25 protein-coding genes and 2 tRNA genes are annotated in these 26,632 nt (G+C 65.4%); 12 read left to right on the top strand and 15 right to left on the bottom strand.

Translation table 11 applies throughout. The features are described from left to right. Position 1: 1 nt before the first annotated feature. Together C556_RS0108045 and C556_RS0108040 are read right to left on the bottom strand one after the other, a co-directional pair. On the bottom strand, positions 2-715 hold the full coding sequence (locus C556_RS0108045) for an SIMPL domain-containing protein (protein WP_018747727.1): 714 nt from the start codon (positions 713-715) through the stop codon (positions 2-4). 58 nt (positions 716-773) lie between these two features. Beyond that, complete coding sequence (locus C556_RS0108040) at positions 774-1,133, bottom strand: hypothetical protein (protein WP_018747726.1); 360 nt, start codon at positions 1,131-1,133, stop codon at positions 774-776. Between the two features lie 137 nt (positions 1,134-1,270). Between C556_RS0108040 and C556_RS0108035 the strand changes: the two genes are divergently transcribed. Further along, positions 1,271-1,621 carry a hypothetical protein gene (locus C556_RS0108035; RefSeq protein WP_018747725.1) on the top strand — a complete coding sequence of 117 codons (351 nt, stop codon included), beginning with the start codon at positions 1,271-1,273 and terminating at the stop codon, positions 1,619-1,621. 60 nt (positions 1,622-1,681) lie between these two features. Here C556_RS0108035 and C556_RS0108030 read toward each other — a convergent pair whose 3' ends face one another. After that, positions 1,682-2,317 carry a glutathione S-transferase family protein gene (locus tag C556_RS0108030; RefSeq protein ID WP_018747724.1) on the bottom strand — a complete coding sequence of 212 codons (636 nt, stop codon included), beginning with the start codon at positions 2,315-2,317 and terminating at the stop codon, positions 1,682-1,684. After that, positions 2,314-5,529, bottom strand: coding sequence for a ribonuclease R (rnr, locus tag C556_RS19785; RefSeq protein ID WP_083930491.1), 3,216 nt, complete (start codon positions 5,527-5,529; stop codon positions 2,314-2,316). Before rnr ends, C556_RS0108030 begins: the two co-directional genes overlap by 4 nt. Before the next feature lie 71 nt (positions 5,530-5,600). Between rnr and C556_RS0108020 the strand changes: the two genes are divergently transcribed. The 5 genes from C556_RS0108020 (at position 5,601) to C556_RS0108000 (ending at position 9,738) form a co-directional block, all read left to right on the top strand. Then, positions 5,601-5,687, top strand: a tRNA-Leu gene (locus C556_RS0108020). Between the two features lie 49 nt (positions 5,688-5,736). Next, positions 5,737-5,823, top strand: a tRNA-Leu gene (locus C556_RS0108015). A gap of 128 nt (positions 5,824-5,951) precedes the next feature. Next, positions 5,952-7,577, top strand: coding sequence for a response regulator (locus C556_RS0108010; protein WP_018747722.1), 1,626 nt, complete (start codon positions 5,952-5,954; stop codon positions 7,575-7,577). A gap of 140 nt (positions 7,578-7,717) precedes the next feature. Continuing rightward, positions 7,718-8,203 carry a MarR family winged helix-turn-helix transcriptional regulator gene (locus tag C556_RS0108005; protein WP_018747721.1) on the top strand — a complete coding sequence of 162 codons (486 nt, stop codon included), beginning with the start codon at positions 7,718-7,720 and terminating at the stop codon, positions 8,201-8,203. Continuing rightward, complete coding sequence (locus tag C556_RS0108000) at positions 8,200-9,738, top strand: MFS transporter (protein WP_018747720.1); 1,539 nt, start codon at positions 8,200-8,202, stop codon at positions 9,736-9,738. The genes C556_RS0108005 and C556_RS0108000 overlap by 4 nt, the downstream gene beginning before the upstream one ends. A gap of 28 nt (positions 9,739-9,766) precedes the next feature. Here the strand turns inward: C556_RS0108000 and tcdA are convergent, their stop codons facing one another. Together tcdA and rimO are read right to left on the bottom strand one after the other, a co-directional pair. Next, a complete protein-coding gene (gene tcdA / locus C556_RS0107995; RefSeq protein WP_018747719.1) occupies positions 9,767-10,549 on the bottom strand; it encodes a tRNA cyclic N6-threonylcarbamoyladenosine(37) synthase TcdA in 783 nt (260 codons plus the stop codon). A gap of 16 nt (positions 10,550-10,565) precedes the next feature. After that, positions 10,566-11,888, bottom strand: a complete 1,323-nt coding sequence (gene rimO / locus C556_RS0107990; RefSeq protein WP_018747718.1) for a 30S ribosomal protein S12 methylthiotransferase RimO — start codon at positions 11,886-11,888, stop codon at positions 10,566-10,568. Positions 11,889-12,265: 377 nt separating this feature from the next. On the opposite strand from rimO, the gene C556_RS22190 reads away from it, so the two are divergent. Together C556_RS22190 and C556_RS0107985 are read left to right on the top strand one after the other, a co-directional pair. Continuing rightward, positions 12,266-12,541, top strand: coding sequence for an Asp23/Gls24 family envelope stress response protein (locus C556_RS22190; RefSeq protein WP_083930489.1), 276 nt, complete (start codon positions 12,266-12,268; stop codon positions 12,539-12,541). Positions 12,542-12,675: 134 nt separating this feature from the next. Further along, positions 12,676-13,017, top strand: coding sequence for a hypothetical protein (locus C556_RS0107985; RefSeq protein WP_211214696.1), 342 nt, complete (start codon positions 12,676-12,678; stop codon positions 13,015-13,017). A gap of 69 nt (positions 13,018-13,086) precedes the next feature. On the opposite strand, the gene C556_RS0107980 is transcribed toward C556_RS0107985, so the two are convergent. Beyond that, positions 13,087-13,545 carry an SRPBCC family protein gene (locus C556_RS0107980; RefSeq protein ID WP_018747716.1) on the bottom strand — a complete coding sequence of 153 codons (459 nt, stop codon included), beginning with the start codon at positions 13,543-13,545 and terminating at the stop codon, positions 13,087-13,089. Between the two features lie 83 nt (positions 13,546-13,628). On the opposite strand from C556_RS0107980, the gene C556_RS0107975 reads away from it, so the two are divergent. From C556_RS0107975 to C556_RS0107965, 3 genes are all read left to right on the top strand, one after another. Continuing rightward, positions 13,629-14,078, top strand: coding sequence for a winged helix-turn-helix transcriptional regulator (locus C556_RS0107975; protein ID WP_018747715.1), 450 nt, complete (start codon positions 13,629-13,631; stop codon positions 14,076-14,078). 166 nt (positions 14,079-14,244) lie between these two features. Then, on the top strand, positions 14,245-14,571 hold the full coding sequence (locus C556_RS0107970) for a hypothetical protein (protein WP_157236019.1): 327 nt from the start codon (positions 14,245-14,247) through the stop codon (positions 14,569-14,571). 209 nt (positions 14,572-14,780) lie between these two features. Next, complete coding sequence (locus C556_RS0107965; RefSeq protein WP_018747713.1) at positions 14,781-15,260, top strand: VOC family protein; 480 nt, start codon at positions 14,781-14,783, stop codon at positions 15,258-15,260. Positions 15,261-15,351: 91 nt separating this feature from the next. On the opposite strand, the gene phaR is transcribed toward C556_RS0107965, so the two are convergent. After that, positions 15,352-16,005, bottom strand: coding sequence for a polyhydroxyalkanoate synthesis repressor PhaR (gene phaR, locus C556_RS0107960; protein ID WP_018747712.1), 654 nt, complete (start codon positions 16,003-16,005; stop codon positions 15,352-15,354). Positions 16,006-16,220: 215 nt separating this feature from the next. On the opposite strand from phaR, the gene C556_RS0107955 reads away from it, so the two are divergent. After that, positions 16,221-16,793, top strand: a complete 573-nt coding sequence (locus C556_RS0107955) for a phasin family protein (protein ID WP_018747711.1) — start codon at positions 16,221-16,223, stop codon at positions 16,791-16,793. Between the two features lie 54 nt (positions 16,794-16,847). Here C556_RS0107955 and C556_RS0107950 read toward each other — a convergent pair whose 3' ends face one another. The 7 genes from C556_RS0107950 to infB form a co-directional block, all read right to left on the bottom strand. Continuing rightward, entirely contained in the window at positions 16,848-17,840 is a 993-nt protein-coding gene (locus C556_RS0107950) for a tetratricopeptide repeat protein (RefSeq protein ID WP_018747710.1), read from the bottom strand. Between the two features lie 153 nt (positions 17,841-17,993). Further along, positions 17,994-19,541, bottom strand: a complete 1,548-nt coding sequence (locus C556_RS22895) for a carbohydrate-binding protein (protein WP_018747709.1) — start codon at positions 19,539-19,541, stop codon at positions 17,994-17,996. A 261-nt stretch (positions 19,542-19,802) separates the two neighbouring features. Then, a complete protein-coding gene (pnp, locus tag C556_RS0107940; protein WP_018747708.1) occupies positions 19,803-21,938 on the bottom strand; it encodes a polyribonucleotide nucleotidyltransferase in 2,136 nt (711 codons plus the stop codon). Positions 21,939-22,170: 232 nt separating this feature from the next. Next, positions 22,171-22,440 carry a 30S ribosomal protein S15 gene (gene rpsO / locus C556_RS0107935; protein ID WP_018747707.1) on the bottom strand — a complete coding sequence of 90 codons (270 nt, stop codon included), beginning with the start codon at positions 22,438-22,440 and terminating at the stop codon, positions 22,171-22,173. Positions 22,441-22,522: 82 nt separating this feature from the next. Continuing rightward, positions 22,523-23,431 (bottom strand): tRNA pseudouridine(55) synthase TruB, encoded by a 909-nt coding sequence (gene truB, locus C556_RS0107930; protein ID WP_018747706.1) that lies wholly within the window; start codon positions 23,429-23,431, stop codon positions 22,523-22,525. Positions 23,432-23,459: 28 nt separating this feature from the next. After that, complete coding sequence (gene rbfA, locus C556_RS0107925) at positions 23,460-23,834, bottom strand: 30S ribosome-binding factor RbfA (RefSeq protein WP_018747705.1); 375 nt, start codon at positions 23,832-23,834, stop codon at positions 23,460-23,462. Between the two features lie 144 nt (positions 23,835-23,978). Beyond that, entirely contained in the window at positions 23,979-26,630 is a 2,652-nt protein-coding gene (gene infB, locus C556_RS0107920) for a translation initiation factor IF-2 (RefSeq protein WP_026262907.1), read from the bottom strand. Positions 26,631-26,632 lie beyond the last annotated feature (2 nt).

Raw genomic sequence — 26,632 nt, 5'->3', positions numbered from 1 at the left:
TTTACTCGACCTGGATGCTGCCGGAGACGGTGACCGTCACCTTGCTGTCGCCGCCTTCCAAGGGGGCCGGCGCGGCGTCGGCCGACTCGGCACGCATCATCACCGCCTTGTACATCGGCTGCGGCGGCATCGCCGACTGCGTGTTCACGTTGAGGTTGACCGGGCGCCAGCCCTTGCTGGCCATGCTGCGGCTGACCAGATCGGCGCGCGCGCGGAACGCCTTCAGGCTTTCTTCGATCAGTTCGTTCTCCAGCTTGTCGCGCGTCTCGGTGGCCACGCCGTAGTTCACCTGCGCCAGTTGCAGCGACAGCCCGCCGTCGAGCGGCTGCTGCAATTGGCCCAGCAGCTTGGACAGGGTGTCGAAGTCGCGGCTGGACAGGCGCAGTTCGCCGCGGCCGCGCCAGCCGTCGGCACGGTTGGTCTTGGGGTTGTACACCGGGAAGGTGCTGTAGCCGGTGCCTTCCACCTTCACCGCGGCCTGCTGCTTGGCCAGCTTGAGCGCGGCGGCCAGGGTGCGGTTCACCTTGCCGGACAGGCGCGCCGGATCGGCGTCGTTCACCTCGACGAACAGGGTGGCGATGGCGAGGTCATTGCTGACCGAACGTTGCGCGGAGGCTTCGAGGTTGACGACGTTGTAGTTGAGCGGCTCGGCCTGGGCCATGCCCAGGATGGTCAGACCGGACAACGCGGCCAATGCGATACGACGACGGAACATGTTTTCTCCTTGCAAGGTACTGCCCGCTGACGCGCGCGGCACACGCCGCCAGCAAGCCTCAGTGATAACCGTGGTCCGACGGGGTGTTGTGGATGTCCTCGGACACGCTGTCCATGACGCCCAGGTGGATTTCCACGTCGAACCATTCCCAGAACAACTTGAGGTTGCGCTTCTGGGGCCAGAGGGCTTCGTCCTCCACCCAGGACGCAAGTTCCATCTCGAACAACTTGTCGGCGATGTCGTCGATATAGGAGATGCCGTCCTCCGGTTCGCTGGCCTCGGGCACCAGGATCACCGTGCAGTCGCTGCGGACGTCGTCGAGCGTCAACTGGATGTCGTTGCCCGGCAGTGCGTTCAGCCACTCCAGGAACGGTTGTTTCGGCCGGATCAACGCGGCGGACCGATCAACGATGAACATTGGCTTTTTCTCCCCTGATAAAATGCGGCCGGCCAGGCAAAAGCGTGGCCACCTGTAATATTCCACCCGAACACCGGGCGCAAGCGTGCGACAAGCTTACCACGGCATCGCGTCAAGCCTGCGCCAGCCTTGGTCTTATGAGCGATACAACCTCTTCCCTACAAGCTCAGCGCAAGCTGGTCAGCTGGCGCGCCGCCCTGCTGCGACAAGGCGAATCCAAACCCATCTACGGCCACGCCACCGAAGTGGCCTTGCAAAGCGCGGTGTTCGTCATCGACGAGCCGCTGCGCGACGGCACCCAGCTCAAAGCATTCCTGGAACTGCCCGACGCCGATGCCCGCAGCCGCGTCTACGCCGAATTCACCATCAAGGTACTGGCCTGCACCTTGATGGGCGGCAGCAGCCGTTACCGCCTGCAATGTCGGGTCAGCGAGATCGACGAGGCGCAGCGCAAGGTATTGGAACGCGCGCTGAGCCGGACGAGCTGACGCGACAGCGGTACTCGTGACAACGGCCCCATCGGGGCCGTTGTCGTTGAAGCGTGGCGCTCAGAGCTTGGCCAAGGCGGCCTTGGCGTCGTCCATCACGCTGGCCACCGCCGGGCGCGCCGCGGCACGCTCGGCCCAGGCCGACAGGCGCGGATAGCGGCCTTGCGCATCGAGCGGCTGCCCCAGCATGCCGGCCAGCCCCTGCGCGTGCATCCAGCTCAGCACCCAGGCGCAATCGGCGAGCGAGAACTCGGGCCCCGCCAGCCACACGTCGTCCGCCTGCGCTTCCAGCAGGTCCAGCGCGTGCAGCACCGCCTGCCAGTCGGCCTCGAACTCGTTGGCGGCGTGCCCGTTGAGCAAGCCGAAGAAAATGCGGAAGACCTGCGGCGCGCAGTAGTTGTCGTGCAGGCTGCACAGCCAGCGCACCCGCGCGCGCGCCTGCGCCGCCTCGGGCATCAGCGATGGCTGCGGGTAGCGTTCCTCCAGGTATTCGTTGATGACCTGCGACTCGCCGAGCCGCACTTCGCCATCGACCAGGAACGGCACGCGCCCGAGCGGGTTCACCGCGCGGTACTCGGCGCTGTCCATCCAGCCGCCGGGCACCGGCAGGCAGCGGTGCGGCAAACCCTTCTCGTTGAGCGCGATGCGGACCTTGCCGCAGAAGTGCGAGAACGGCACCTGTATCAATTCGATCATGCTGATCCTTGCGGTTTGCGTTGACGCGGACGGCGTGCCGACTGCGGTGCGGGCGACGGCTCGGCGGCGGGTTCGGGCTTGGCGGCCGGCGTCGGCGCCGACAACAGCGCGGCGACCTGCTTGGGCGCGCGCTGCCGGCCGGGCTGCTCGACCTGCGGGGCGGATTTTGCCGTGGGTTTCGTCGTCGCGTCGACCGGCTTGGCCTGGGGCGTGGCCGCCTGCGCCGGCTTGCCGCCCGCCTTGGTGGCAGGGGCCGGCCTGGCCGGCGCTGGGGCCTGGGGCGCGGCGCTCGGCGCGGGCTGGTTCTGGCTGGAAGCCTTCGGCGCCGGCGCGGTCTGCTTGGCCTGGGGCTGCGCAGCGGTCGTCTTGCCCGCGCTGGGTGTCCTGGCGCCGGCAGGACGCCGGCCTTGAGCCTGGGCCGGTGCCGGCGTGGCGGACTGCGCCGACGCGCTCGGCGTCTTGGCTTTGGCAGGCGACGGTGCGGCGCCGCCTTGCTTGGGCGAAGGCGCAGTCGATGCGACGGGCGCGGTCTTGGCGGGGCTGGGCGCCTTCGGCGCAGCCGGACTCGGCTTGCCCTGCGCCTTGGCCGGGGTCGGCGCCGCCGTGGTGGCGGGCTTGGCCGGCTTCGCCGCTTGGGCGGGCGCGGGGCTGGTGGCGCGGGCCTTGGCCTGCTGCGGCTTGGCCGGCGCGCTGCTCGCCGGTGTGAGCACCACGGTGGGTGCGGCCGGCGGCGTGACCGGCAACGGCGCTACAGCGGTGGTCAGCGGCGGCTGCGCCTTGGCCTGCTCGGCCTGCTTTTGACGGCCACGGCGGTTGCGCGATGGCTTGGCCTTGGCGGCCGGCGTGCTGTCGCTGCGCGGGGCCGCCGGCGCGGGGGCCTTGCCGATGGCGACGGCGTCGCCACGCGCGGCCTTGCCATCGTGCTCACGGCCCTTGCCGTCGCGCTTGCCGGGGCGACGCCCCTCGCGCTCGGGCGCGGCCGGCGCGCCTTCCAGCGGCGCCAGCGTGAAGTCGATCTTGCTGGTTTCCAGGTCCACCCGCACCACCTTCACCCGCACGCGGTCGGTGAGCTTGTAGACCTTGCCGCTGCGCTCGCCGCGCAGCTCGCGGCGGCGTTCGTCGTAGTGGAAGTAATCACTGCCCAGCTCGGACACGTGCACCAGCCCCTCGACGTACAGGTCGTCCAGCAGCACGAACATGCCGAAGCTGGTCACGGCGGCGACGCTGCCCTCGAACACCTCGCCCACCTTGTCCTGCATGTAGTAGCACTTGAGGAAGTTGAGCACGTCGCGGCTGGCGTCGTCGGCGCGACGCTCCGTCATCGAGCACTGGATACCGAGCGCGTCCCACTTCAGCGACGGCTTGTACTTCTTGCCGGCGAGAATCGCCTTGATCGAGCGATGCACCAGCAGGTCGGGATAGCGGCGGATCGGCGAGGTGAAATGGGCGTAGGCCGGGTAGCCCAGGCCGAAGTGGCCCTTGTTGTCCGGGGTGTAGACCGCCTGCGACAGGCTGCGCAGCAGCATGGTCTGCAACAGCTCGGCGTCGGGCCGGCTCTTGATCTGCTGCAACAGCCTGGCGTAGTCCTCGGCGGTGGGATCGTCCTCGCCACCCAGCGTCAGGCCGCAGGTGCGCAGGTATTCGCGCAGCACGTCCAGTTTCTCGGGCTTGGGTCCTTCGTGGACGCGGTACAGCCCCGGATGCTTGTGCTTGATCAGGATGTCGGCGGCGCAGACGTTGGCGGCCAGCATGCACTCCTCGATCAGCTTGTGCGCGTCGTTGCGGTGCACCGGCACGATCTCGCGGATCTTGCCGTGATCGTCGAAGCGGATCTCGGTCTCCACCGTCTCGAAGTCGATGGCGCCGCGCTTGGCCCGCGCCTTGGAGAACGCCTGGAACAGCGCGTACAGCTCCTGGACATGCGGCAGCACTTTCTTGTACTGCTTGGCGGTCGGCCCCTTGGGGTGCTCGATCATGTCCCACACCTTGGTGTAGGTCAGCCGTGCCTGCGAGTGCATCACCGCCGGGTAGAAGCGGTATTTCTTGATCGCGCCCTTGGCGCCCACTTCCATGTCGCACACCATGCACAGCCGCGCCACGTCGGGGTTGAGCGAGCAGATGCCGTTGGAGAGTGCCTCCGGCAGCATCGGGATCACCCGGCGCGGGAAGTACACCGAATTGCCGCGCTCGCGCGAGGTGATATCCAGCGCATCGTCCGGCTGCACGTAGTGGCTGACGTCGGCGATCGCCACCACCAGCCGCCAGCCCTTGCCGCGCTTCTCGGCGTAGACGGCGTCGTCGAAATCCTTGGCGGTCTCGCCATCGATGGTCACCAGCGGCAGGTCGCGCAGGTCTTCGCGCTTCACACCCTGCACCGGCTTGAGGTCGGCCTTGCGCACCTTGGACGGCACCAGCGCCGCCTGGGCCTGGGCCTCGTCGGAGAACACGTGCGGCAGGTTGTGCTTGCGCAGCGCGATCTCGATCTCCATGCCCGGATCGTCGTAGTTGCCGAGGATCTCGATCACCCGACCCACCGGCTGCACATGGCGCTCCGGCTGCTGGATCAGTTCCACCACCACGATCTGGCCGGCGCGCGCGCGGCCGGTTTCCTTGGGCGGCACCAGGATTTCCTGGCTGATGCGCTTGTCCTCGGCGGTGACGATCGACACGCCGTGCTCCAGCCGGAAGCGGCCGACCAGGGTGGTGTTGGCGCGTTCCAGGATCTCGGCGATCTTGCCTTCGCGCCGGCCGCGCCGGTCGAAGCCGATCTGCTGCCCCAGCACGCGGTCGCCGTGCAGCACCTTGTCCATTTCCTTGGGGCCGAGGTAGAGATCGTCGCTGCCGTCGTCCGGGATCAGGAAGCCGAAGCCGTCCGGGTGCCCCTGCACCCGCCCCGCGATCAGGTCGACCTTCTGCGGCAGGCACAGCGCGCCCTTGCGGTTGATCATCAGATCGCCTTCGCGCGCCATCGCGGCCAGGCGCCGCTCGAAGAACGGTCGCTCCTGCGCGGTGATCGACAGGCGCGCCGCCAGCTCGTCCACCGGCAGTGGCGCGCTTTCGGCTTCAACCAATTGGAAAATGAATTCCCGCGATGGCAGCGGGCTGTCGTAACGCTCGCGCTCTCGGGCGAGGTGGGGGTCTTGGGAGCGCAAATCCTCGGATTTGCTGGGGTTGGCAGTGGATTTGGTTTCTTTTGCGTTCTTTCTTGACATTGTTTTTTGGTTTCCAGATAATCCTGCTTCTTCGTGCAGCACACGCCGGATTGATTCTAGCGTAGCGCGTGGCCCAGGTGGCGGAATTGGTAGACGCACTAGGTTCAGGTCCTAGCGCCTTCACCGGCGTGGAAGTTCGAGTCTTCTCCTGGGCACCATACCACGCACGCTTGCATGAAGAGATTTATATATGCTGACAAGGCATATGCCCAGGTGGCGGAATTGGTAGACGCACTAGGTTCAGGTCCTAGCGCCTTCACGGGCGTGGAAGTTCGAGTCTTCTCCTGGGCACCACCGAATTGAGCAACCCCGATCGCAAGATCGGGGTTGTTTCGTTTTGGCACCGCACAACGCAAATCCAAGCAAAAAAACAGGCATGCGGCGATAGTAACGGTGAAAGCTTTCACCTATCAGGCGCAAACATGGCAGTGCCACTGATCCAGGCCAGCGTGTTGGTCGCGGACGACGCCCAGACCGTTCGCCAGTCGGTGCGCCTCACCCTGGGCCACCTGGGAATCACGCGCGTCGATCTCACCAGCAGCGTGGGGGAAACGCGGCGGCGGCTGAAGAACGGCCAGTACGACATCGTGTTGTGCGATTACCACTTCGGCGAAGGCATGAATGGCCAGGAGCTGCTGGAGGAACTGCGCCGCACCGGCGAGCTGCCGCTGACCACGGTGTGGTTCATGATCACCGCCGAAGCCAGCTACGAGAAGGTGGTGGCCGTGGCCGAGGTCGGGCCGGACGACTATCTGATCAAGCCCTTCAGCGGCGCCCGCCTCGCCGACCGCCTGACGCTGGCCTGGGAAAAGAAACAGTACCTGCGCCCGCTGTACGACAAGATCGCACACGGCGACACAGCCGGCGCGCTGCAACTGGCACGCGAACTGTTGACCACCACCGCTGACGCGCCCTACCGCGCCGACCTGCAACGCATCCTGTCCACCCTGCTGCTGGAAGACGGTCAGCTCGACGCTGCGCGCAAGGTGTTCGAGGAGATCCTGCAACGTCGCGTGGTGCCGTGGGCCAAGCTGGGGCTGGCGCGGGTGTACAACCGGCAAAGCCGCAAGGACGAAGCCGAAGCCATGCTCAAGAGCGCCATCGACGAACACGCGCAGTATGTCGATGCCTATGAGGAGCTGGCCGCGCTCTACATGGCGGATGGCCGGCTGGACGAAGCGATGGCGGTGTACGACCAGTGCCTGTCGATCGCTCCCAACAACGTGTCGCGGCTGCAAAAGGCGGGCAACCTCGCCAGCATGCTCGGCCAGCCGGCCAAGGCGCGCGCGATGCTGGAACGCGCGGTGGCCTATGGCGGCAATTCGTCCGCGCTGGCGCCGGAAACGGTGCTGCAGCTGGCGCTGGCCGCCAAGCGCGACAACGCGCACGCCGACGCCGACCGCTATCTGCGCATGCTGAGCGAGATCGGCCGGCGCAAGGAGAGCTTCGCCGGCCAGGTGGTAGGCATGCTGGCCAATGCGCTGTTCTCCGGCCGAGCGCAGGAGCTGGACCCGCTCGCCGACTTCGTGTTGTCCAGCGAGTTCACGCTGGAACTGGCGGTCAGCGCCATCATGACCGCCGATTTCATCTGCGCGCCGTCGGTGCCCGGCGAAAGGACCAATCCGGCCAACGCACCCTACCGCTGGCTCAAGCCCATCGCCGAGCGCTTCATCACCAGCAAGTACGTCTCCGGCCTGCTGGAAGGCGCATGCGGCCAACGCGCCAGCTGGGCCGGCTATGTGCGGCAGCTGGGCGCGGAGATCGCCGAGCTGAACAAGCAGACCGTGCAGCTGATGCTGGGCAACCGCTACGCCGAAGCGGTGGAACGCGCGGTGGATACCGCGCGCCGCACCCGCAACCACCGGCTGATGCTGTCCGCCACCCACGCCATCGTGCGCTACCTGAAGTCGCAGGAGGCGCCGCTGCGCGAACGCAACCTGCTGCTGAGCACCGCCGACGACTTCCTCGGCCGCCTGTATGGCGTGATCGAGGAAGGCGTGCTGTACAGCCTGTCCGAGGACATCGATCGCCTGGCGCACGTCCGCTAAGCGACATCGGCGGACACAGGCAGCCCGGGCAACACGGCGCGGATGACGTCCATTCGGCCGCATATCGCCACGCCCGGGCCTTGGCGGCGAACCGGGCGCATTGCTACAATCGATATAATTTCATTTGAAACTTTATCGACATGTCGTTCGAACAACGCATCGGCCAGATCCTCGCTCAACATCCCGACGCCCCCGGCCAGGCCGTGCGCGCATCGCGGCTGCTGTTCCGCGTCGGCCACCTGCTGGAGGCGCGCATCAATGCAGCGCTGGCACCGCACGAGCTGGACATGCGCAGCTATCTGGCGCTGGCGGTGCTCGACACCGACGGCCCGTCGCTCAACCCGTCGGAACTGGGGGTGACGCTGGATGCCAGCCGGGTGCAGATCACCCGCTTGCTCGACCGCCTGGAAAGCGCCGGGCTGCTGCGACGCCGGCATTCCGACCGCGACCGCCGCAGCCTGGACCTGGAGCTGACCGCCGCGGGCCGCGCCCGCTATCAAGGCGCCCGCCCGGCGGTGCATGCCGCCTACGCGGCCTGCTGGGCGGCGCTGCCGGAAGCGCGCATCGACGCGCTGGTCGCCGACCTGGCCGCGATGAACCAGGCGCTGGAGTCGCCGCGATCGTGACCCGCCGCCTGCATGCCTGGGTCCGCTTCCAGAAGAAGCGCCTGGCGATGGCGCTGCTGGCGCTGATCACCGGCGTCGAGTTCATGGAAAACGCCATGTTCGTGTTTGCCGCCAGCCACGTGATGGGCGGCATCGGCGCCTCGCCGCGCGACTTCGCGCTGGTGCTGGCCGCCTACGCGGTGGGCAGCATGCTGATGATCGTGAAGCAGCAATGGCTGGCGCATCGCTTCGGCTACCGCCGCTATCTGACGGTGGCGCTGTCGCTGTTCGCGCTGGGCGCGCTGGGCAGCGCCGCCGCCAATGGGTTGAACGAGCTGATCGCCGCGCGTTTCGTCCAGGGCTTGGGCGGCGGCGCGTTGTTCACCAGCAGCCGCGTGCTGGTCAACCTGATGTTCAAGGGCGTGGATCGCGGCCGGGCGGTGCGCTACTTCATGATCGGCGTGTTCGGCGCCTCGGTGGTCGGCCCGGTGCTGGCCGGGGCGCTGATCGAATGGTATGGCTGGCAGAGCATCTTTCTCGGCATCGTGCCGCCGACGCTGGTGGCCACGGCCGGCGCCTACCTGCTGCTGCCCGACGCCGAGCCGCGCAACGAAGCCACCGCGCTGGCGCTACAGCCGTTGCTGCTGTTCGCCTGCGCCATCATTTCGTTGCAGGTGGCGCTGAGCGAGATGCGCTACGACATCTTCGCCCATCCGCTGCGCCTGGCGCTGCTGATCGGCCTGGGCGCCGCACTGCTGCTGGGCTTTCTCTACCAGCAATGGCACCACCAGACGCCGGTGCTGCATCTGCGGCCACTGCACAACTCGGTCTACCTGACCGGGCTGGGGCTGTATTTCCTCTACTACGTGCTGTCGAACTTCAGCAGCTATCTGTTCCCGATCCTGGCCGAACAGGCGCTGGCGATGCCGACGCTGACCGCGGGCCAGCTCAACAGCTTCGCCGCGCTGGTCAGTCTGCTGGGCATCATGCTCTACCTGAAACTGGGCGCGAAATTGCCGCGCAAGAAGCCGCTGATGCTGGGCGGCGCCGTCGCCATCGGCGTGTCGGCGTGGTGGTTCGCCTCGCTGCCGCCCAATGCTTCGCTGGCCTGGCTGCTGCCGGGGCTGGTGGCAAAGGGCCTGTTCGGCGTGCTGCTGGTGATCCCGGTGGCGGGGCTGACCTTCCGCGGTCTGGACGACGCCCACTTCGCCCACGGCTACCAGAGCAAGAACCTGATGCGGCAACTGGCGTTCTCGATGTCGTCGGGGCTGGCCGCGGTGCTGATGCAGAACCGCCAGTTCGCCACGCATTCGCAGCTTTCCGCCGCCGTGCAGCTCGACAATCCGGTGATCGGCGACTGGATGGCGCGCATGCAGGGCTGGCTGCTCACCCAGGGCTACGACGCTCCGCACGCCCACCTGGCCGCGCAGGCATTATTGGAACGGCAGTTGGGCCAACAGGCGCTGCTGCTGGCCTGCGATGATCTCTACTGGTTGCTGCTGGGGCTGGCGACGTTGGCGGCGGTGGTGATCGCGGCGCAACGCAAGTTGGCGTAACGCGGACCGACCGGCGCCGCCTCGCGGATCAGGCGACGCTGTCGGCCAGTTTGCGCAGCACGCGCGACACGGCGGCGAAGCCGAAGCTGCCCGTCACCACCAGGCTGGCGCCGAAGCCGCCCTGGCAATCGAGCCGCCCCCCGCCCTCGCCTTCCGGCTTGCGCGCGCAGACCGAACCGTCGGCCTGCGGATAGACCAGTTGCTCGGTGGAATACACACACTCCACGCCGAATTTCTTGTCGCCCTTGGGAAAGCCGTACTCGCGGCGCAGCAGGTTGCGCACCTTGCTGGCCAGCGGGTCCTGCGTGGTGCGGGTGAGATCGTCGATGCGGATCTGCGTCGGATCGGTCTGGCCGCCGGCGCCGCCGGTGGTGATCAGGCGCACCTTGTGGCGACGGCACCAGGCGATGATCTGCGCCTTGATCCGCACCGAATCGATGGCGTCGACCACGTAGTCGTAGCCGCGCCCCAGATGCGCCTCCAGGCTGTCCTCCACCACGAAATCCTCGACCGCGTGCACCGTGCAATCCGGGTTGATCAGGTGCAGCCGCTCGGCCAGCGCCAATACCTTGGCCTTGCCGAAATTGCCGTCGTGCGCCGGCAACTGGCGATTGGTGTTGGAAACGCAGATGTCGTCCAGATCGATCAGGGTGATGGCGCCGATACCCGAGCGCGCCAGCGCCTCGGCCGCCCACGACCCGACGCCGCCCACGCCGATCACGCACACATGCGCGGTACGAAACCGCTCCAGCGCGGCGCGGCCGTACAGGCGGGCGATGCCGCCGAAGCGGCGTTCGTAGCTGGTATCCATCACGCCCCGCCCCGGCTCACACCTGCTCCGCCCACAGGTCGTGCTCGTCGGCGTCGGTGATGCGCACCTTGACGAAATCGCCCGGCTGCATGCCCGGCGCCGGGTCGAAATACACCAGGCCGTCGATTTCCGGCGCATCGGCCCAGGTACGGGCTACCGCGCCTTCGTCGTCGATTTCGTCCACCAGCACGGTGAACTCGCGGCCGATCTTGGCCTGCAGGCGCGCGGCGCTGATCGCGGCCTGCTTTTCCATGAAGCGGCGCTTGCGATCCTCCGCGATCCCGGCCGGCACCGGATCGGGCAGGTCGTTGGCGGTGGCGCCGTCGACCGGCGAATAGGTGAAACAGCCGACGCGATCGAGCTGCGCCTCGTCGAGGAAGGCCAGCAGCTCTTCGAAATCCGCCTCGGTTTCGCCGGGGAAGCCGACGATGAAGGTGGAGCGGATGGTCAGATCCGGACAGGTCTCGCGCCACGCCTTGATGCGTTCCAGTACGTTGGCGCTGTTGGCCGGCCGCTTCATCAGCTTGAGCACGCGCTGCGACGCATGTTGGAACGGGATGTCCAGGTACGGCAGGATCTTGCCCTGCGCCATCAGCGGGATCACCTCGTCCACGTGCGGATACGGGTAGACGTAATGCAGGCGGGCCCAGATGCCCAGCTTGCCCAGCTCCTCGCACAGCTCGGTCATGCGGGTGCGCACCGGGCGGCCGTTGTGGAAGCCGGTCTTGTACTTCACGTCCACCCCGTAGGCGCTGGTGTCCTGCGAGATGATCAACAGCTCTTTCACCCCGGCGCGCGCCAGGTTCTCCGCCTCGCGCAGCACCTCGTGGATCGGCCGGCTGACCAGGTCGCCACGCATCGACGGGATGATGCAGAAGGTGCAACGGTGGTTGCAGCCCTCGGAAATCTTCAGGTAGGCATAGTGCTTGGGCGTCAGCTTGACCCCGGCCGGCGGCACCAGATCCACGAAGGGATCGTGCGGCTTGGGCAAGGCGGCATGCACGTGCTGCATCACCTCGTCCTTGGCGTGCGCGCCAGTCACCGCCAGTACCTTGGGGTGCGCCTCGCGGACGAAGTCGCCTTCGCCCTTGGCACCCAGACAGCCGGTGACGATGACCTTGCCGTTCTCGGCCAGCGCCTCGCCGATGGCGTCCAGGCTTTCCTGCACCGCGGAATCGATGAAGCCACAGGTGTTCACCACCACCAGATCCGCGTCGTCGTACGACGGCGAGATCAAATAGCCTTCGGCCCGCAGCTGCGTGATGATCTGCTCGGAATCGACCAGGGCCTTGGGACAGCCCAGGCTGACGAATCCAACTTTCGGCGTTGCGTTGCTCATCGAATTCCCCATCTTCCTACACGCCCCGCGCCGCCCGAGCGGGTGGACGGCATCCTTCCCCTACTCGCGAACCGGCACACGGGACACACTCCAGAAAAAGCAAAACGCGCGAGTATACAGGGATTTAGGGGAGTCCGATCCCGAAGCAGCGGCTGTCTGTCGGTTGCTGGGACAGGCTCGACAATGAAACTTGCCGTAACCACCTCTCCCCAAAATCCAGCTAACGGTTCCGGCAAGGAATGCGAAATACGAAGCTGCATAAAAAATAGTGCGGCTGGGCGCGCAGCCAGCACACAGCTTTGTCCACCCGCCAAATATCGCCAGCAGATCAATGATTCTGATAGTTTCGTAGCTTCCATGACCGCCAGAGACCAGCCATGCGCTTGCCAAAATTCTGGATACTCGCAACCGCTCAAGTCGTGCTGACGACACTGGGCGCAGTAATATGGTTCTACTTTTCCACCAAAGCATACTTGGCTGGTCCACCGGACCCGGACTCCTATGCTTGGAACTGGCATTTTCAATGGATGGCTTTCGCGCTGGTATGGTTACCGGGAATTTTGCTAATTACCGGTTTGATATTGGTAATTGAATACAAGTGGCTAGTACCGCGCTTTTATCCCGACACCGTTACGCCAAAAAAGAGAGCGTGACGGCAAAAACCCCTTCCAAATACTACGTATCGATACAAGCCGCTCCTGAGTTGCCCCCATTATCTGGCTGAAACCTCCACCGCTTCGGAATCGAACAACAATTCACTCACTGCCATTGCCGCAAGCCCATTTTTATGACCCTGCACAATGATTCGACCATGCACCTGTTTGAAGTAATCCGCTGGGGCAACGATACGGACGACGCTTTCCAGGGCGGCCCCAACGGCGCCGACACCTGCTTTCTGGTACGTGCCGATTCGGTGGAACAAGCCGCCGTGCTCGCCGACCATATCCTGGGTCGGGGCAACGGCAAGTTGGTCAACGCGTGGTGCGAGGCCATCTATCTGCTGGGGCAGGATGCAGGGTCGGAGCGGGATGCCCGGGTGTTGCGGGGACCTTATCTGCAACACGCCTATTGCCACGGTTGGCGCCAATGGCATCGCAACTCGCCCGATGAGGGCTGGCAGGAACGCTAGTCCGGCCAGCCTCGGACCTCATATGGCGGACCGGACCCTTTCTGCTGGCCGGATCGTCAGCAGCAGTTCTCAATTCCAGTCGTCGATCTTGACGTCATTGGGCGAAGGTCGCCCGGTGCCCTTCTCCACGTAATCGCGCAGGCTCAGCAGGAAGATCGCCCACTTGGTGCTGCAATGCGCGGTGAATTCGACTTCCTCGCGCCATTGGCGGTGGCCGAGCAGGACGATGGTCTGGTCGTCGTGTTCCGCCAGCGTGAAGGTCAGCCGGGTGTCGATCCATTCCGCCGGCCCTTCGACGCAACGCCAGGCGACCTGTCGCGAGGGATCGAGCGCTTCCACCGCCATCACGGCGGAGCCCTTGACCGTGCCGTCGAGCGCGCGGAAGGTGAATTCGATTCTTCCGCCCACCTGATCGTTGCCCTGTACTTCCTCGGTCCACCAGCCGGCCAGCCCTTGCAACGAAGCCAATGCGGCATAGACCTGGGTGGCGGGGGCCTTGATGCCGATGCGATGCACGATGTCGAACATGATGTGATCTCCAGTGAGGATGCGCTGCCCAACATAGGCACATCAATTGCAAATTGCAAGTATTTTGGATAGAGTGCATCCTCATGAAAAAGCAGAAGAAAGCGCTCCGTTCCCACTGCCCGGTGAACTATGGCCTGGAGGCGTTCGGCGACCGCTGGGCGTTGCTGATCCTTCGCGACATCGTGTTCCGCGGCAAGCGCACCTACGGGGAATTCCTCCGCTCGGAGGAAGGCTTCGCCACCAATATCCTCGCCTCACGCCTGGAGCAGTTGCTCGACGCAGGCATTCTGCAACGCGAGGGGGACGAGCAAGATGGCCGCAAAAGCCGCTACCTGTTGACCGAAAAGGGGCTGGACCTGATTCCACTGCTGTTCGAGATCGTGTTGTGGAGCGCCCGGCACGACGACCAGTCCGAGGCGCGGCGCATCACGCGGCTGGTCGAGCTGATCAGGGCGGACAACCGCCAGCTCAGCGCGCAGATCCGCGAAAAGGTGAAGCGCGGCGAAGCGATCGTCGCCGACTATCTGTCCTGAGATGCCGCGATGGCGTCCGGGCTCGCCCGGCGTCGAGCAGGTCGCGGCAAACAGCCCTGATCGCGACACCTGCCATCCAGCGGCCCGGAGCTTGCCAGGGGGAAAGCGCCTCGCTAGAACGATATTCCGACAGCATATCGCGCGAACCTTTCCCTGGAGCCTTCACATGATCAGACCAGCATTGATTGCGATCTTCGCCTTTAGCGCAGGCCTTGCCCACGCCACCATCGTCTTCAAGGAAGGCTGGGACAGCGCGGACAACAGCGACGTCCAGCAATACAGCAAGGCCGAAGCCACGGAATACCTGCGTGGCCACAGCGAATCGCTCAAGGCGATCATCGACGGGCCCGCCGCCTGCGTGCTGGAAGTGACCAAGGGGTGCCATCAGGCCAACGACTCGCATTTCACGGTGAACGGCGCCAAGTCGACCAGCAAGTGCAGGGTGGACAGCGTCTACGTGGGCAGCAAGAGCGATCACGTCTCCTGTCCCTGAGGCCGCCGCGCGTCTCCTCACCTTTCCAAGCGATCACTCACGCCTGCGCCGGTCCTGCCCGGCGCAGGCGCCCCCTACCGCCGGTCACGCCCCCGACCCTGCCGTCTCTCCCGCTGGTCATCCCACATCCTTTCGCATGCTCCCGGCCGCACCATACTCATGGCGGCAAGCAAGGATGATCTGCCGTATTTCAATCACGGAGAACCACGATGACCAGCAAGAACACGATTTGCCTGTGGTATGACGGCACCGCGTTGGATGCCGCGACGTTCTACGCGAAGACCTTCCCGGACAGCGCGGTAGGCACGGTCTATCGCGCGCCGGGCGACTATCCGTCGGGCAAACAGGGCGATGTGCTGACGGTGGAGTTCACGGTGCTGGGCATTCCCTGCCTGGGCCTGAACGGCGGGCCGGAGTTCAAGCACAGCGAGGCATTCTCGTTCCAGGTCGCGACCGACGATCAGGCCGAGACCGATCGCCTGTGGAACGCGATCGTCGGCAACGGCGGCCAGGAAAGCGCCTGCGGCTGGTGCAAGGACAAGTGGGGGCTGTCGTGGCAGATCACGCCCCGCGCCTTGATGGCGGCGATTGCCGACCCCGACCCGGCGGCGGCCAAGCGCGCCTTCGACGCCATGATGGAGATGGGCAAGATCGACATCGCGACCATCGAAGCCGCACGGCGCGGCTGATCGCGGCGCCCCCCGAAAAACGAAAACCGCCGGCGGCACCGGCGGTTTGTCGTCAGGACCGGACCGGCGCAACGCGCCGGCCTGGTACGGATCAGGTGGGCTTTTTCGGAGTGCGGCGACGCGTGGCGGGCGCGGCGGCCTCCTCCGGCGCGGCCGTGGTGGGCGGATCGGAAGGCTGCGGTTCGCCCGGCGCCGGCTCGCCCTTGCCGTAACCCGGCATGCCGAACCCGGTGAACAGGTGCTTGGCGCGATCCTGCAACTGCTGCTGCATGTCGACGAACAGGTTGGTGCTGCTTTCCAGGTAGTTGCCCATCATGTTCTGCAACGCCGGGCCCTGGAACTTCATGAAGTCGCCCCACAGGTTGGCATTGGACAGCATCGGGTTGTCGGTGCTCATCACCGATTTCGCCTGATCCTGCAACCGCCCCTGCATTTCGCTGAACAGCTGGAGGTTCTTTTCCAGGTAGTTGCCCATCAGCCCCTGCATGGCGTGGCCGTAGAAGCGGATGATCTGGGTCAGCACGTCATAGGAGAACATTGGCATGCCGCCCGCCTCTTCTTCCATGATGATCTGCAACAGCACACTACGGGTGATGTCTTCACCGCTCTTGGCATCCAGCACCTGGATGTCGGTCACGTCGAGCACCAGTTGCTTCACGTCGGCCAAGGTGATGTAACAGCTGGTGGCGGTGTCATACAGCCGACGATTGGGGTATTTCTTGATGACCCGTTTTTCGACGCTCATGCGTACTCCCTAGTGTGTAGTCGCGTTCTGCTCAAGTACGGGAAGATAGCGTGCGCCCGTCGGCTTTTGCAACCGCTCATGCTGCGCTGCACAATTTCCGTTTGACTTTCCCGCTGGTGACGACAAGAATGAAGTCGTTATTGTGCAGAGCAACATGCAATTGACATGATCGTGTTCCGCACATTTCCTCGGACCCAATCATAAGGAAGTCAGTCATGAGTCAACAGCAACAAGCCCAGCAACAGATCGCCGATTTCGCCACCGATCAAGTCGAAACCGCCCTGCGCTTCGCCCGGGTCACCATCGATTCGCTGGAACGTGTCACCAAGCTGAACCTGGACACTGCCAAGACCGCCCTCGAAGAAAACGCCAAGAACGCCAAGATCCTCGCGTCCGTGAAGGATGCCCAGGAAGCGCTGAGCGTGCGCCAGCATCTGGCCGAAAGCGGTGTCGAGCAGTTCTCCGCCTATGCCAAGAGCCTGTACGAGATCACCTCGCAAGCCCAGGCCGAACTGGCCAAGCTGGTCGAAGAGCGCACCACCAATTTCAACAAGGACGTCGTCTCCGGTCTGGATCGCTTCGTGAAGTCCGCCCCGGCCGGTACCGACGTGGCCGTCGCCGCGGTGAAGTCCACCGTGCAAGCCACCGCCGCCGCCGTGGACAGCCTGACCAAGGCCGCCAAGCAAGTCGCCGATTTCGCCGACGCTTCGGTGAAGGCCGCCACCACCGCGACCACCGACGCGGTCAAGGCTGCCGCCAAGAAGGGCGCCAACGCCGCTGCCGCCTGATAGCCGGCATCGCGCAAGCAGAACGGGAGCTTCGGCTCCCGTTTTTTTTTGCGTTCAGGCGGCGCGTGGCAACAATTCCCGCACCAGCTCGCGCCGCAGCCCATCGTGCGCCCACTCGTGGTAGTGGTGGTAAAGCTTGTGGTGCTCGAAGGCCTCCGCCACGTTGCCCATCATTTCGCACAGCTGCGACTGCGCGTGATGGATATCCATCAGCGTATGCGCCAGTCCCAGCCCCTCGCCGATCTCCTGGGCTTGCGTCAACCACCTGCGTGCGCCGACGAAGTCGCGGGTACGCGCCAGCAGCTTGCCCAGTTGCAGCGAAGCAAACGCCCTGATCCAGTGATTATTGGCGCCGTCGGCCAATGCCACCGCGCGCCGCAAGTGCGGGCGCGCGCTACTCAGATCACCCAGGCCGGCACAGGCCATGCCGCAATAGGTGTGCCATTCGGCGATGAATGGCAATCCCGGTGTGCAGGCGATCAGTTGCTCCACTTGGCGCAGCCGCTGGGCCATGTCGCCAAAACGGCCGAGAGCGTTGAGGTTCGACACCACATTCAGCAGGACCATCGCCTGCACCCGGCTGTCCAGGTCGGGCATGCGCAGCGCCTGCTCGTTGTAGGACAAGGCGGCGTCGGCCCGCCCCAGCGCCGAACAGATCCGCCCCAGGCCGAGCAGCGCCTCGCCGGCCGCCAGGTCGTGCCCGGCCAGCCGCGCCATGCGCAGCGCCCACTGCCAATCCTCCAGCGCCTGCGCGTAGTCGGCATGCGCGTAGTGGATGGCCGCGCTGCCCAGCCGGGCCCGGCAGCGCACCAGGATGGCGGCATCGCCAGGCTGCGGTGCAATCACCTCTTCTGCCTGCTGGTAGGCATCCAGCGCGTGCTGCGGCTGCCATAGCGACTCCAGGCAACGGCCGCGTTCGACCAGGCAGCTGGCCAGGTCGAGCGGCGCCGCCGATTCGACGGCGCGCTGCATCGCGCCATCCAGATGCAGTAGTTGCTTTTCCGGGCTGAGGTACCAGCCGTTGTCTTGGTAGTTCGATGCTTGCATGACGCTCTCCTCGGGCCTTGCCGGACTATAACCGGGGCCGGGCCGGGGGGGGGCGGCCATGACAGGTCGATCATCCCCCGGGAAGCGCCGTTGAGACGGAATACCCAGGCGGGCAAAGCCGCCGCCCGGGCGGGCGGCGGCCAATGGGTCGGCTCAGGGCCAGACCTTGAGGCTGTCGATCAGGTTGATCAGCTTGCCGGAGATGGCGCGATGGTCATTGACGGACGGATGCCACTGGCAGCCCATGCCGTCCAGGCCGTCATAGTAGAAGTACACCACGCGTGTATCGCCCTGTGCCTGCGCTTCCGCCACCACCGCCTGGGCGGTATCCGCCAGTGCGGTGGTCTGGTACAGCGCGGTCGCGCTCACGATCAGGTAGGCATCGTTGCCGTACTGGCGACGCAGCTTGCCCAGGAACTCCAGGTAGGCCGCCTTGTAGGTCGCCTTCAAGGTTTCGGCGGTATAGGGCTCGCCCGCATTCACCGGCGTCGAAAAGTCGTTGATGCCTAGCCCGACCACCACCACCTGCGGCTTCCAGTCGCCCTGCACCCATTGGTTGCCGACCACGCCGGGCAAGGCGCGATCGTAGTAGGTGCGATAGTCGGTGCCGCGGTCCGCGCCGTTGTAGTTGCGTACCAGGCCGACGCCCGAATAGCCGTTGAGCTGGTAGGCCGCGCCGTAGTGGCGCGCGGTCAGCGCACCGAAGCTGGCGTCGCTGTTGGTCGAGGACACCAGCAGCTCGTCGCTGCAATCGCGATTGCCCGATTCGGCCCCCAGGCCGGAAGTATACGAATCGCCGATGAACTCGATACGGCGGGTCGGGGCCGGCGGCGGGGCAAGCAGCGTGCCACCGTCGGCAGCGACCAGTCCGCCGAAGCGGGCGACGACGCTGGGGAATTCGGTGCGTTTGGACAGGCGCACGGTATGCACGCCATCGTTCAACCCCTTCACCCAGTAGGTGGTGTTGCCGGGCCGGGCCAGTCTGGCGAATGGCTTACCGTCGATCTCGACGTTGTAGTGATTGGTGCCGTCGTCCAGACGCAGCCCGACGCCGGTGCCGCTGAAGCGGCCCTCGAAATACACTCCGGGCCAGCCAAAGGCGACGCGCTCGGCCGACTCGGGCTGCACGCGACCGCCGGAGACGGTCTGCGCCAGCACACCGGCCGGCGTCGGTGTCACGGTCGGCGTGGGAAGCGGAGTCGGGGTAGGCGTCGGTTGCGGTGTCGGGGTCGGCGTGACCACCGAGCAATGGTCGACCTTGGTCCAGACACCCCAGGCCCCGGATTGCGCCGGGTCGTCGCCCTGGGTCCACCACTTGGCCTGATAGAGCACGCCGTTGCGGACGACGCGTTGCCCGCCCAAGTACACCGCGCTCTGCGTCCAGGCTTCGCCGCATGCGGTATTGCCCGGTGCCGGTGTCACGCTGGGCGTGACCGGCACAGCGGTCGGCGTCGCTGCGGGGGTGGGAGTCACCGCGGCGTCACAGCTGCCGCCCACGCGCCACAGCGTCGGCGTCGAGGCGGGGTTCCAGCCTGCGCCGACATGCGCGGTATGCGCCACCGTCGCGGTATAGGTCTGCTCCTGGTAGCGCACGGCGCTACCGGCGGCATAGTGTTCGCCTTCCTGCCAGCCCGGGCAGGCGGCAGCAGCGCCCCCGGACAGCGCCAGGCAGATCAGCCATGGCAAATGACTGCGCTTCATCGAGACTCCTCCTGGAATAAGCCCTCCACCATAGGTAGAAGACCAATTGGATTGTTTTCTTGCATTGCCATTTTCTATCAAAATGGCCGAGCACGGCCCTTGGATGTGGTAAACAAGCACCGTTACCCGATCCAGCCCCCATGCAAGCCGGCTCGGCCCTTGGCAAATTATAGTTTTAAACTATCAAAGTCAAGCCAACGATAAAGCTGAATAACAAAAAAGCCACGCAATGCGTGGCTTTTTTGTTGGGGTGTCGACCGCTTATTCGGCGGCCGGCTCCACCGGCGCAGCCGCAGCGGCTTCGTCGTTGAGCACCGCCTTGATGGACAGGCGCACCCGGCCCTTCTCGTCCTGCTCCAGCGCCTTCACGCGCACGACCTGCCCTTCCTTCAGGTAGTCGCTGACGTTCTTGATGCGCTCGTTGGCGATCTGGCTGATATGCACCAGCCCATCGCGCCCCGGCATGATCGAAACGATGGCACCGACGTTGTTGTCGAGGATCTTCACCACCGGGCCTTCGTAGATCTTGCCGATTTCCACTTCGGCGGTGATCTCGCCGATGCGGCGCTTGGCCTCGTCGGCACCTTCGGCCGAGATCGACGCGATGGTGATGGTGCCGTCTTCCTGGATGTCGATCTGGGTGCCGGTTTCCTCGGTCAGCGCACGGATCACCGAACCGCCCTTGCCGATCACGTCGCGGATCTTTTCCGGGTTGATCTTCATGGTGTACAGGCGCGGCGCATGGGCGCTGACTTCTTCGCGCGCACCGCCGACGGCATCCTTCATGATGCCCAGGATGTGCATCCGGCCGGCCTTGGCCTGATCCAGCGCCACCTTCATGATTTCCTTGGTGATGCCGTTGATCTTGATGTCCATCTGCAGCGCGGTGACGCCGCTGTCGGTACCGGCCACCTTGAAGTCCATGTCGCCAAGGTGATCCTCGTCGCCCAGGATGTCGGTCAGCACGGCGAAACGGTTGCCTTCCTTGATCAGGCCCATGGCGATACCGGCCACGTGCTTCTTCAGCGGCACGCCGGCATCCATCAGCGACAGGCAGCCACCGCAGACCGACGCCATCGACGACGAGCCATTGGATTCGGTGATCTCGGAGACCACGCGCATCGAGTAGCCGAACTCCTCGGCGCTGGGCAGCACGGCGATCAGCGCGCGCTTGGCCAGGCGGCCATGGCCGATCTCACGGCGCTTCGGGCTGCCGACGCGGCCGGTCTCGCCGGTGGAGTACGGCGGGAAGTTGTAGTGCAGCATGAAGCGGTCGGTGTATTCGCCGGCCAGTGCGTCGATGCGTTGTTCGTCCAGCTTGGTGCCCAGCGTGGCCACGACCAGTGCCTGGGTTTCGCCACGGGTGAACAGGGCCGAGCCGTGGGTGCGCGGCAGCACGCTGGTGCTGATCGTGATCGGACGCACGGTGCGGGTGTCGCGGCCGTCGATACGCGGATAGCCGTCCAGGATCTGGTTGCGGACGATCTTGGCTTCCATGTCGTGGAAGATGCCGCGGATCTTGTTCGCTTGCAGGGTATCAGTGGTTTCCGTGACCAGGGCGGTCTTCACCTTGTCCCAGGCTTCGTTCAGCTTGACGGTGCGGGCCTGCTTCTGCGGAATGCGGAATGCCTGGGCGATGTCCTCGCCGGCAATGCCGGCGACCTGGGCTTCCAGCGCTTCGTCGCGGCTCGGCTCGGCCCAGTCGAACAGCTCCGGGTTCACCTCGTCGGCCAGCTCATTGATGGCATTGATCGCGGCCTGCATCTGCTCGTGGCCATAGACCACGGCGCCCAGCATCACGTCTTCCGGCAGTTCCTGCGCTTCGGATTCCACCATCAGCACGGCCTGTTCGGTACCGGCCACCACCAGGTCGAGCTGGCTGGTGGTCAGTTCATCCTTGGTCGGGTTCAGCAGGTACTGGCCATTCAGGTAGCCGACGCGCGCGGCACCGATCGGGCCCTGGAACGGCACGCCCGAGATCGCCAGCGCGGCGGAGGCGCCGATCATGGCGGGGATGTCGGAATCGATCTGCGGATCGACCGACAGCACGGTGGCGACGATCTGCACTTCGTTGAAGAAGCCTTCGGGGAACAGCGGGCGGATCGGACGATCGATCAGGCGGCTGGTCAGGATTTCCTTTTCGGAGGGACGGCCCTCGCGTTTGAAGAAGCCGCCGGGAATCTTGCCCGCGGCGTAGGTGCGTTCCTGGTAGTCGACGGTCAGCGGGAAGAAGTCCTGGCCCGGCTTGACGCCCTTGGCGGCCACGACGGTCACCAGCACCACGGTGTCGTCCATCGACACGACCACGGCGCCGGATGCCTGGCGAGCGACCTCGCCGGTTTCCAGCTTCACCGTATGCCGGCCGTACTGGAACGATTTCACGATTTTGTTGAACACGGATTTTCCTTTCTTCAGTGGTGCGTCCTCGGCCTTGGACGTAACGGCAGTCCGCTGCAATCGGGCCGATGCCCCGCCAGTCCACAGCATTGCGCTGCATCGCGGGCGGTACGACGATTGCCGGTTCCGACACAACCACTTCTTCCCCGCCGCCGCCGGAACCGCTTTTTGACGGACGAGGAACACAAAACAAAAAAGTCGCAGTCTGACGACTGCGACTTTTTTGCCGGGATTACTTGCGCAGACCCAGCTTGGCGATCAGCTCGCGGTAGCTGTCAGCGTTGGTGCGCTTGAGGTAGTCCAGCAGGCGGCGACGACGCGACACCATCTTCAGCAGACCACGACGGGAGTGGTGATCCTTGGCGTTGGCCTTGAAGTGGGGGGTCAGATCGTTGATGCGGGCGGTCAACAGCGCGACCTGCACTTCGGGCGAGCCAGTGTCGCCTTGGGCGCGTTGGTAGGTCTTGACGATGTCGGCCTTCTGGTCAACGGTAACAGCCATTCTTGATTACTCCAGATAGATAAAGGGATCGAGTCCCGACAAGCCAGGCGAGCCGTGGCGACCCTTCCTGACTTCCCCATGCTCACGCGGTGGAAAGCAGTCGTTTGGACCGTAGCACGCCGTCGGCGCCCACCTCGCCCAAACCGAGGAACCGCGCATTATCCGTGCTTTGCTGTGTGCCGTAAAGCCGGAAGGTGCCCGGCGCGACATCCGGTCGGCGGGCGCTCATGCCGTGCAACATGCGGTGGGTGTCGGCCTCGTCGCAGCGCAGTTCGGGCAGATCGAGCACCAGCGTTTCCGCCGGCAGCAGCAGCGCCTCGCGCTGCGGCAGGTCCAGTTGGCCGAAGGCGTCGAGCCCGATGGCGTCGTCCAGCGAGAAGCCGGCGGTGCGCGTGCGCACCAGCCCCGCCAGATAGGCGCCGCAGCCCAGCGCGCGGCCGATATCGTCGGCCAGGGTGCGGATATAAGTACCTTTGGAGCAGCGCACGTCCAGCACCAGCACACCGCTGCCGGCGTCGTAGCTCAGCACGTCGAGCGCATGGATAGTCACGCGACGCACCGCGCGCTCGATCTCCACGCCCTGGCGCGCGTATTCGTAGAGCGCGCGCCCTTCGAACTTCAGCGCGGAGTGCATCGGCGGCACCTGGTCGATCTCGCCGCGAAATCGCGTCAAAACCGCTTCGATCGCCGCCAGGTCGGCAGGCGCGGCGCCGCTGTCGGCAATCTCGCCCTCGCCATCGAGCGTGCTCGATACCTGGCCTAGGCGGACGGTGGCGCGATATCCCTTGTCGGCGTCCAGCATGCGCTGGGCGAACTTGGTCGCTTCACCGAAGCACAGCGGCAGCAGGCCGGTGGCGAAGGGATCGAGCACACCGGTGTGCCCGGCCTTCTCGGCGCTCAGCAGCCAGCGCGCCTTTTGCAGCGCATTGTTGCTGGAAATGCCGAACGGCTTGTCCAGCAGCAGGACGCCGTCGATTTTTCGTTTTGCCATGTGAACGTCGAAGAGTGGTTTTGAAGACTTACGCTTCGTCGTCCGGCGCCTTGGGCAGGCGACCCGCCTCGGCGATCAGGCTGTCCAGGTGCATGCCCTGCTCCACCGAATGGTCGTAGTGGAAATGCAGTTCCGGCATCTTGAACAGCTTGAAGCCACGCGCCAGTTCGCTGCGCAGGTAACCCTTGGCCGCCTCCAGCTTGGCGGCGATGTCCTCGGCCTCCTCGGGGGTGCCGAGGAAGGTATAGAACGCCTTGGCATGCGAATAGTCGCGGGTAACTTCCACGTCGGTGATGGTGATCAGCGACGCCTTGGGATGATCCAGCTCGGCACGGATCAGTTCGGCCAGGTCGCGCTGCAACTGCTGCGCGATCCGGTCGGAGCGGGTGAAGTTCTTGGGCATCTCGATATCGTTCGATAAGGCGCGGTCGGCGAGGCATGCGGCCGCGGCCTGTCAAAAAAGCAAAAGGCGCAAGAGGCCGAAGCCCCCTGCGCCGGTGCCTGGGCCGACCGCGTACCTCGCGCCGGCCCCGCACACCTCATCGAATTACAGCGAACGCGCCACTTCGATGATTTCGAAGACTTCCAGCTGGTCGCCTTCCTGGATGTCGTTGTAGTTCTTCAGTTGCAGACCGCATTCGTAGCCGGCCTTCACTTCCTTCACGTCATCCTTGAAGCGCTTGAGGGTATCCAGCTCGCCCTGGTGCACCACCACGTTGTTGCGCAGCAGACGGACACCGGCGCCGCGCTTCACCATGCCGTCGAGCACGTAGCAGCCGGCCACCGAACCCACCTTGGAGATCACGAACACCTGGCGGATTTCCACCAGACCGATGATCTGCTCGCGCTTCTCGGGGGCCAGCATGCCGGACAGCGCCGCCTTCACGTCATCCACCACGTCGTAGATGATGTTGTAGTAGCGGATGTCCACGCCTTCGCTCTCGGCCAGCTTGCGCGCAGCCGCGTCGGCACGCACGTTGAAGCCGACGACCACGGCCTTGGAGGCCAGCGCCAGGTTGATGTCCGATTCGCTGATGCCGCCGACGCCGGAGTGCAGGATCTGCACGCGCACTTCGTCGGTGGACAGCTTCTGCAGACTGCTGCTGAGCGCTTCCAGCGAGCCCTGCACGTCGCTCTTGATGACGATGGGCAGGTTCTGCACCTCGCCCTCGGCCATCTGCGCGAACATGTTTTCCAGCTTGGCGGCCTGCTGCTTGGCGAACTTGACGTCGCGGAACTTGCCCTGGCGGAACAGCGCGATTTCGCGGGCCTTCTTCTCGTCGCCCAGCACCATCGCATCCTCGCCAGCGCCCGGTACTTCGGACAAGCCGAGGATTTCCACCGGGATCGACGGGCCGGCTTCGTTGATCTGCTTGCCGTTCTCGTCGAGCATGGCGCGGACGCGGCCGTAGACCTGACCGGCCAGCAGCACGTCGCCCTTGCGCAGCGTGCCCGACTGCACCAGCATCGTCGCCACCGCGCCACGGCCCTTGTCCAGGCGCGCTTCGATGATGATGCCCTTGCCCGGAGCGTCCACCGGCGCGGTCAGTTCCAGCACTTCAGCCTGCAACAGGATGGCGTCGAGCAGCGCGTCGATGTTCAGGCCCTGCTTGGCCGACACTTCGACGAACTGGGTATCGCCGCCCCAGTCTTCCGGCACCACTTCCTGCGCCACCAGTTCCTGGCGGATGCGCTCGGGGTTGGCGCCCTGCTTGTCGATCTTGTTCACCGCCACCACGATGGGCACGCCCGCCGCCTTGGCATGGTGAATCGCCTCGATGGTCTGCGGCATCACGCCGTCGTCGGCCGCCACCACCAGCACCACGATGTCGGTGGCGCTGGCACCGCGGGCACGCATGGCGGTGAACGCCTCGTGGCCCGGGGTATCCAGGAAGGTGATGATGCCCTTGTCGGTTTCGACGTGGTACGCACCGATGTGCTGGGTGATGCCGCCGGCCTCGCCCGCAGCGACCTTGGTGCGGCGGATGTAGTCCAGCAGCGAGGTCTTGCCGTGGTCGACGTGGCCCATCACGGTGACGACCGGCGCGCGCGGCAGTTGCTCGTGCTCGCCCTTGTCGTCGTCGCCCAGGTAGGTTTCCGGATCGTCCAGCTTGGCGGCGACCGGCACGTGGCCCATTTCCTCGACCACGATCATCGCGGTTTCCTGGTCCAGCACCTGGTTGATGGTCACCATCATGCCCATCTTCATCAGCGCCTTGACCACCTCGACGCCCTTCACGGCCATCTTGTGCGCCAGATCGGCGACGCTGATGGTCTCGGGCACGTCCACGGTGTGGACGATGGGTTCGGTCGGCGCCTGGAAGGCGTGAGCGTTATCGCTGTCGTTCTGCTTGCGGCCGCCCTTCTTCGACTTCCAACCACCCGAGGTATCGCCGCCACGGGTGCGCATGCCGCCCTTCTTGCCACGGCTGTCGCGGTCGTCGCGGTCGTCCTTGCGGGCGGCCGGCTTCTTGTCGGCGGGCTTGGCCGCCGCCGGGGCAGCGACCGGTTCCGCCTTGGCGGGTTCGGGCGCGCGCAGCGGTGTGTCCTTGGGCTTGCGCAATTCGACGCGCATGCCGATACGCGGGCGGTCGCCATGGGTCGGCGCCGGCGCGGCAGCCGCCGGGGTCGGCACCGGGGCCGGGGTCGGCGCGGCGACGGTCACCGGCTCGACGACCGGCTCGGCCACCACGGCTTCGACGACGGGCGCTTCGACCACTTCGGCAACCGGCTCGTCCTTGCGCACATCGCGTTCCTGCTTGGCACGCATCTCGGCGGCCTGGCGCTCACGCAATTCGGCCTGGCGACGGGCTTCGGTCTCGCGCTGGGCGCGCTCGGCATCATCCAGCACCGGGGCGGCGGCAACGGCACGCTCGGGCGCGGCGGCAGGCGCTGCCGGCACTTCCGGCGACACCACCACGCGCTTCTTGCGCACCTCGACCTGGATGGTCTTGGCCTTGCCGGTGGCATCGGTCTTGCGGATCTCCGACGTTTCCTTGCGGGTCAGCGTGATCTTCTGCTTGTCGCTGGCTGCGCCATGCTTCTGCTTCAGGTGGTTCAACAAGCGCGACTTGTCATCCGCGCTGACGGTATCCGACGGGCTCGACTTCTGCATGCCGGCCGCGCGCAACTGCTCCAGCAGTTCCTGGGGCGGCATCTTGAGCTCGGCGGCAAATTGACTGACATTTATTTCACTCATTC

Source organism: Chitiniphilus shinanonensis DSM 23277, from assembly GCF_000374805.1.
Taxonomy (GTDB): Bacteria; Pseudomonadota; Gammaproteobacteria; order Burkholderiales; family Chitinibacteraceae; genus Chitiniphilus; species Chitiniphilus shinanonensis.
Note: the sequence above shows the minus strand (reverse complement) of the source record. Positions and strands in the feature narration are given on the sequence as shown.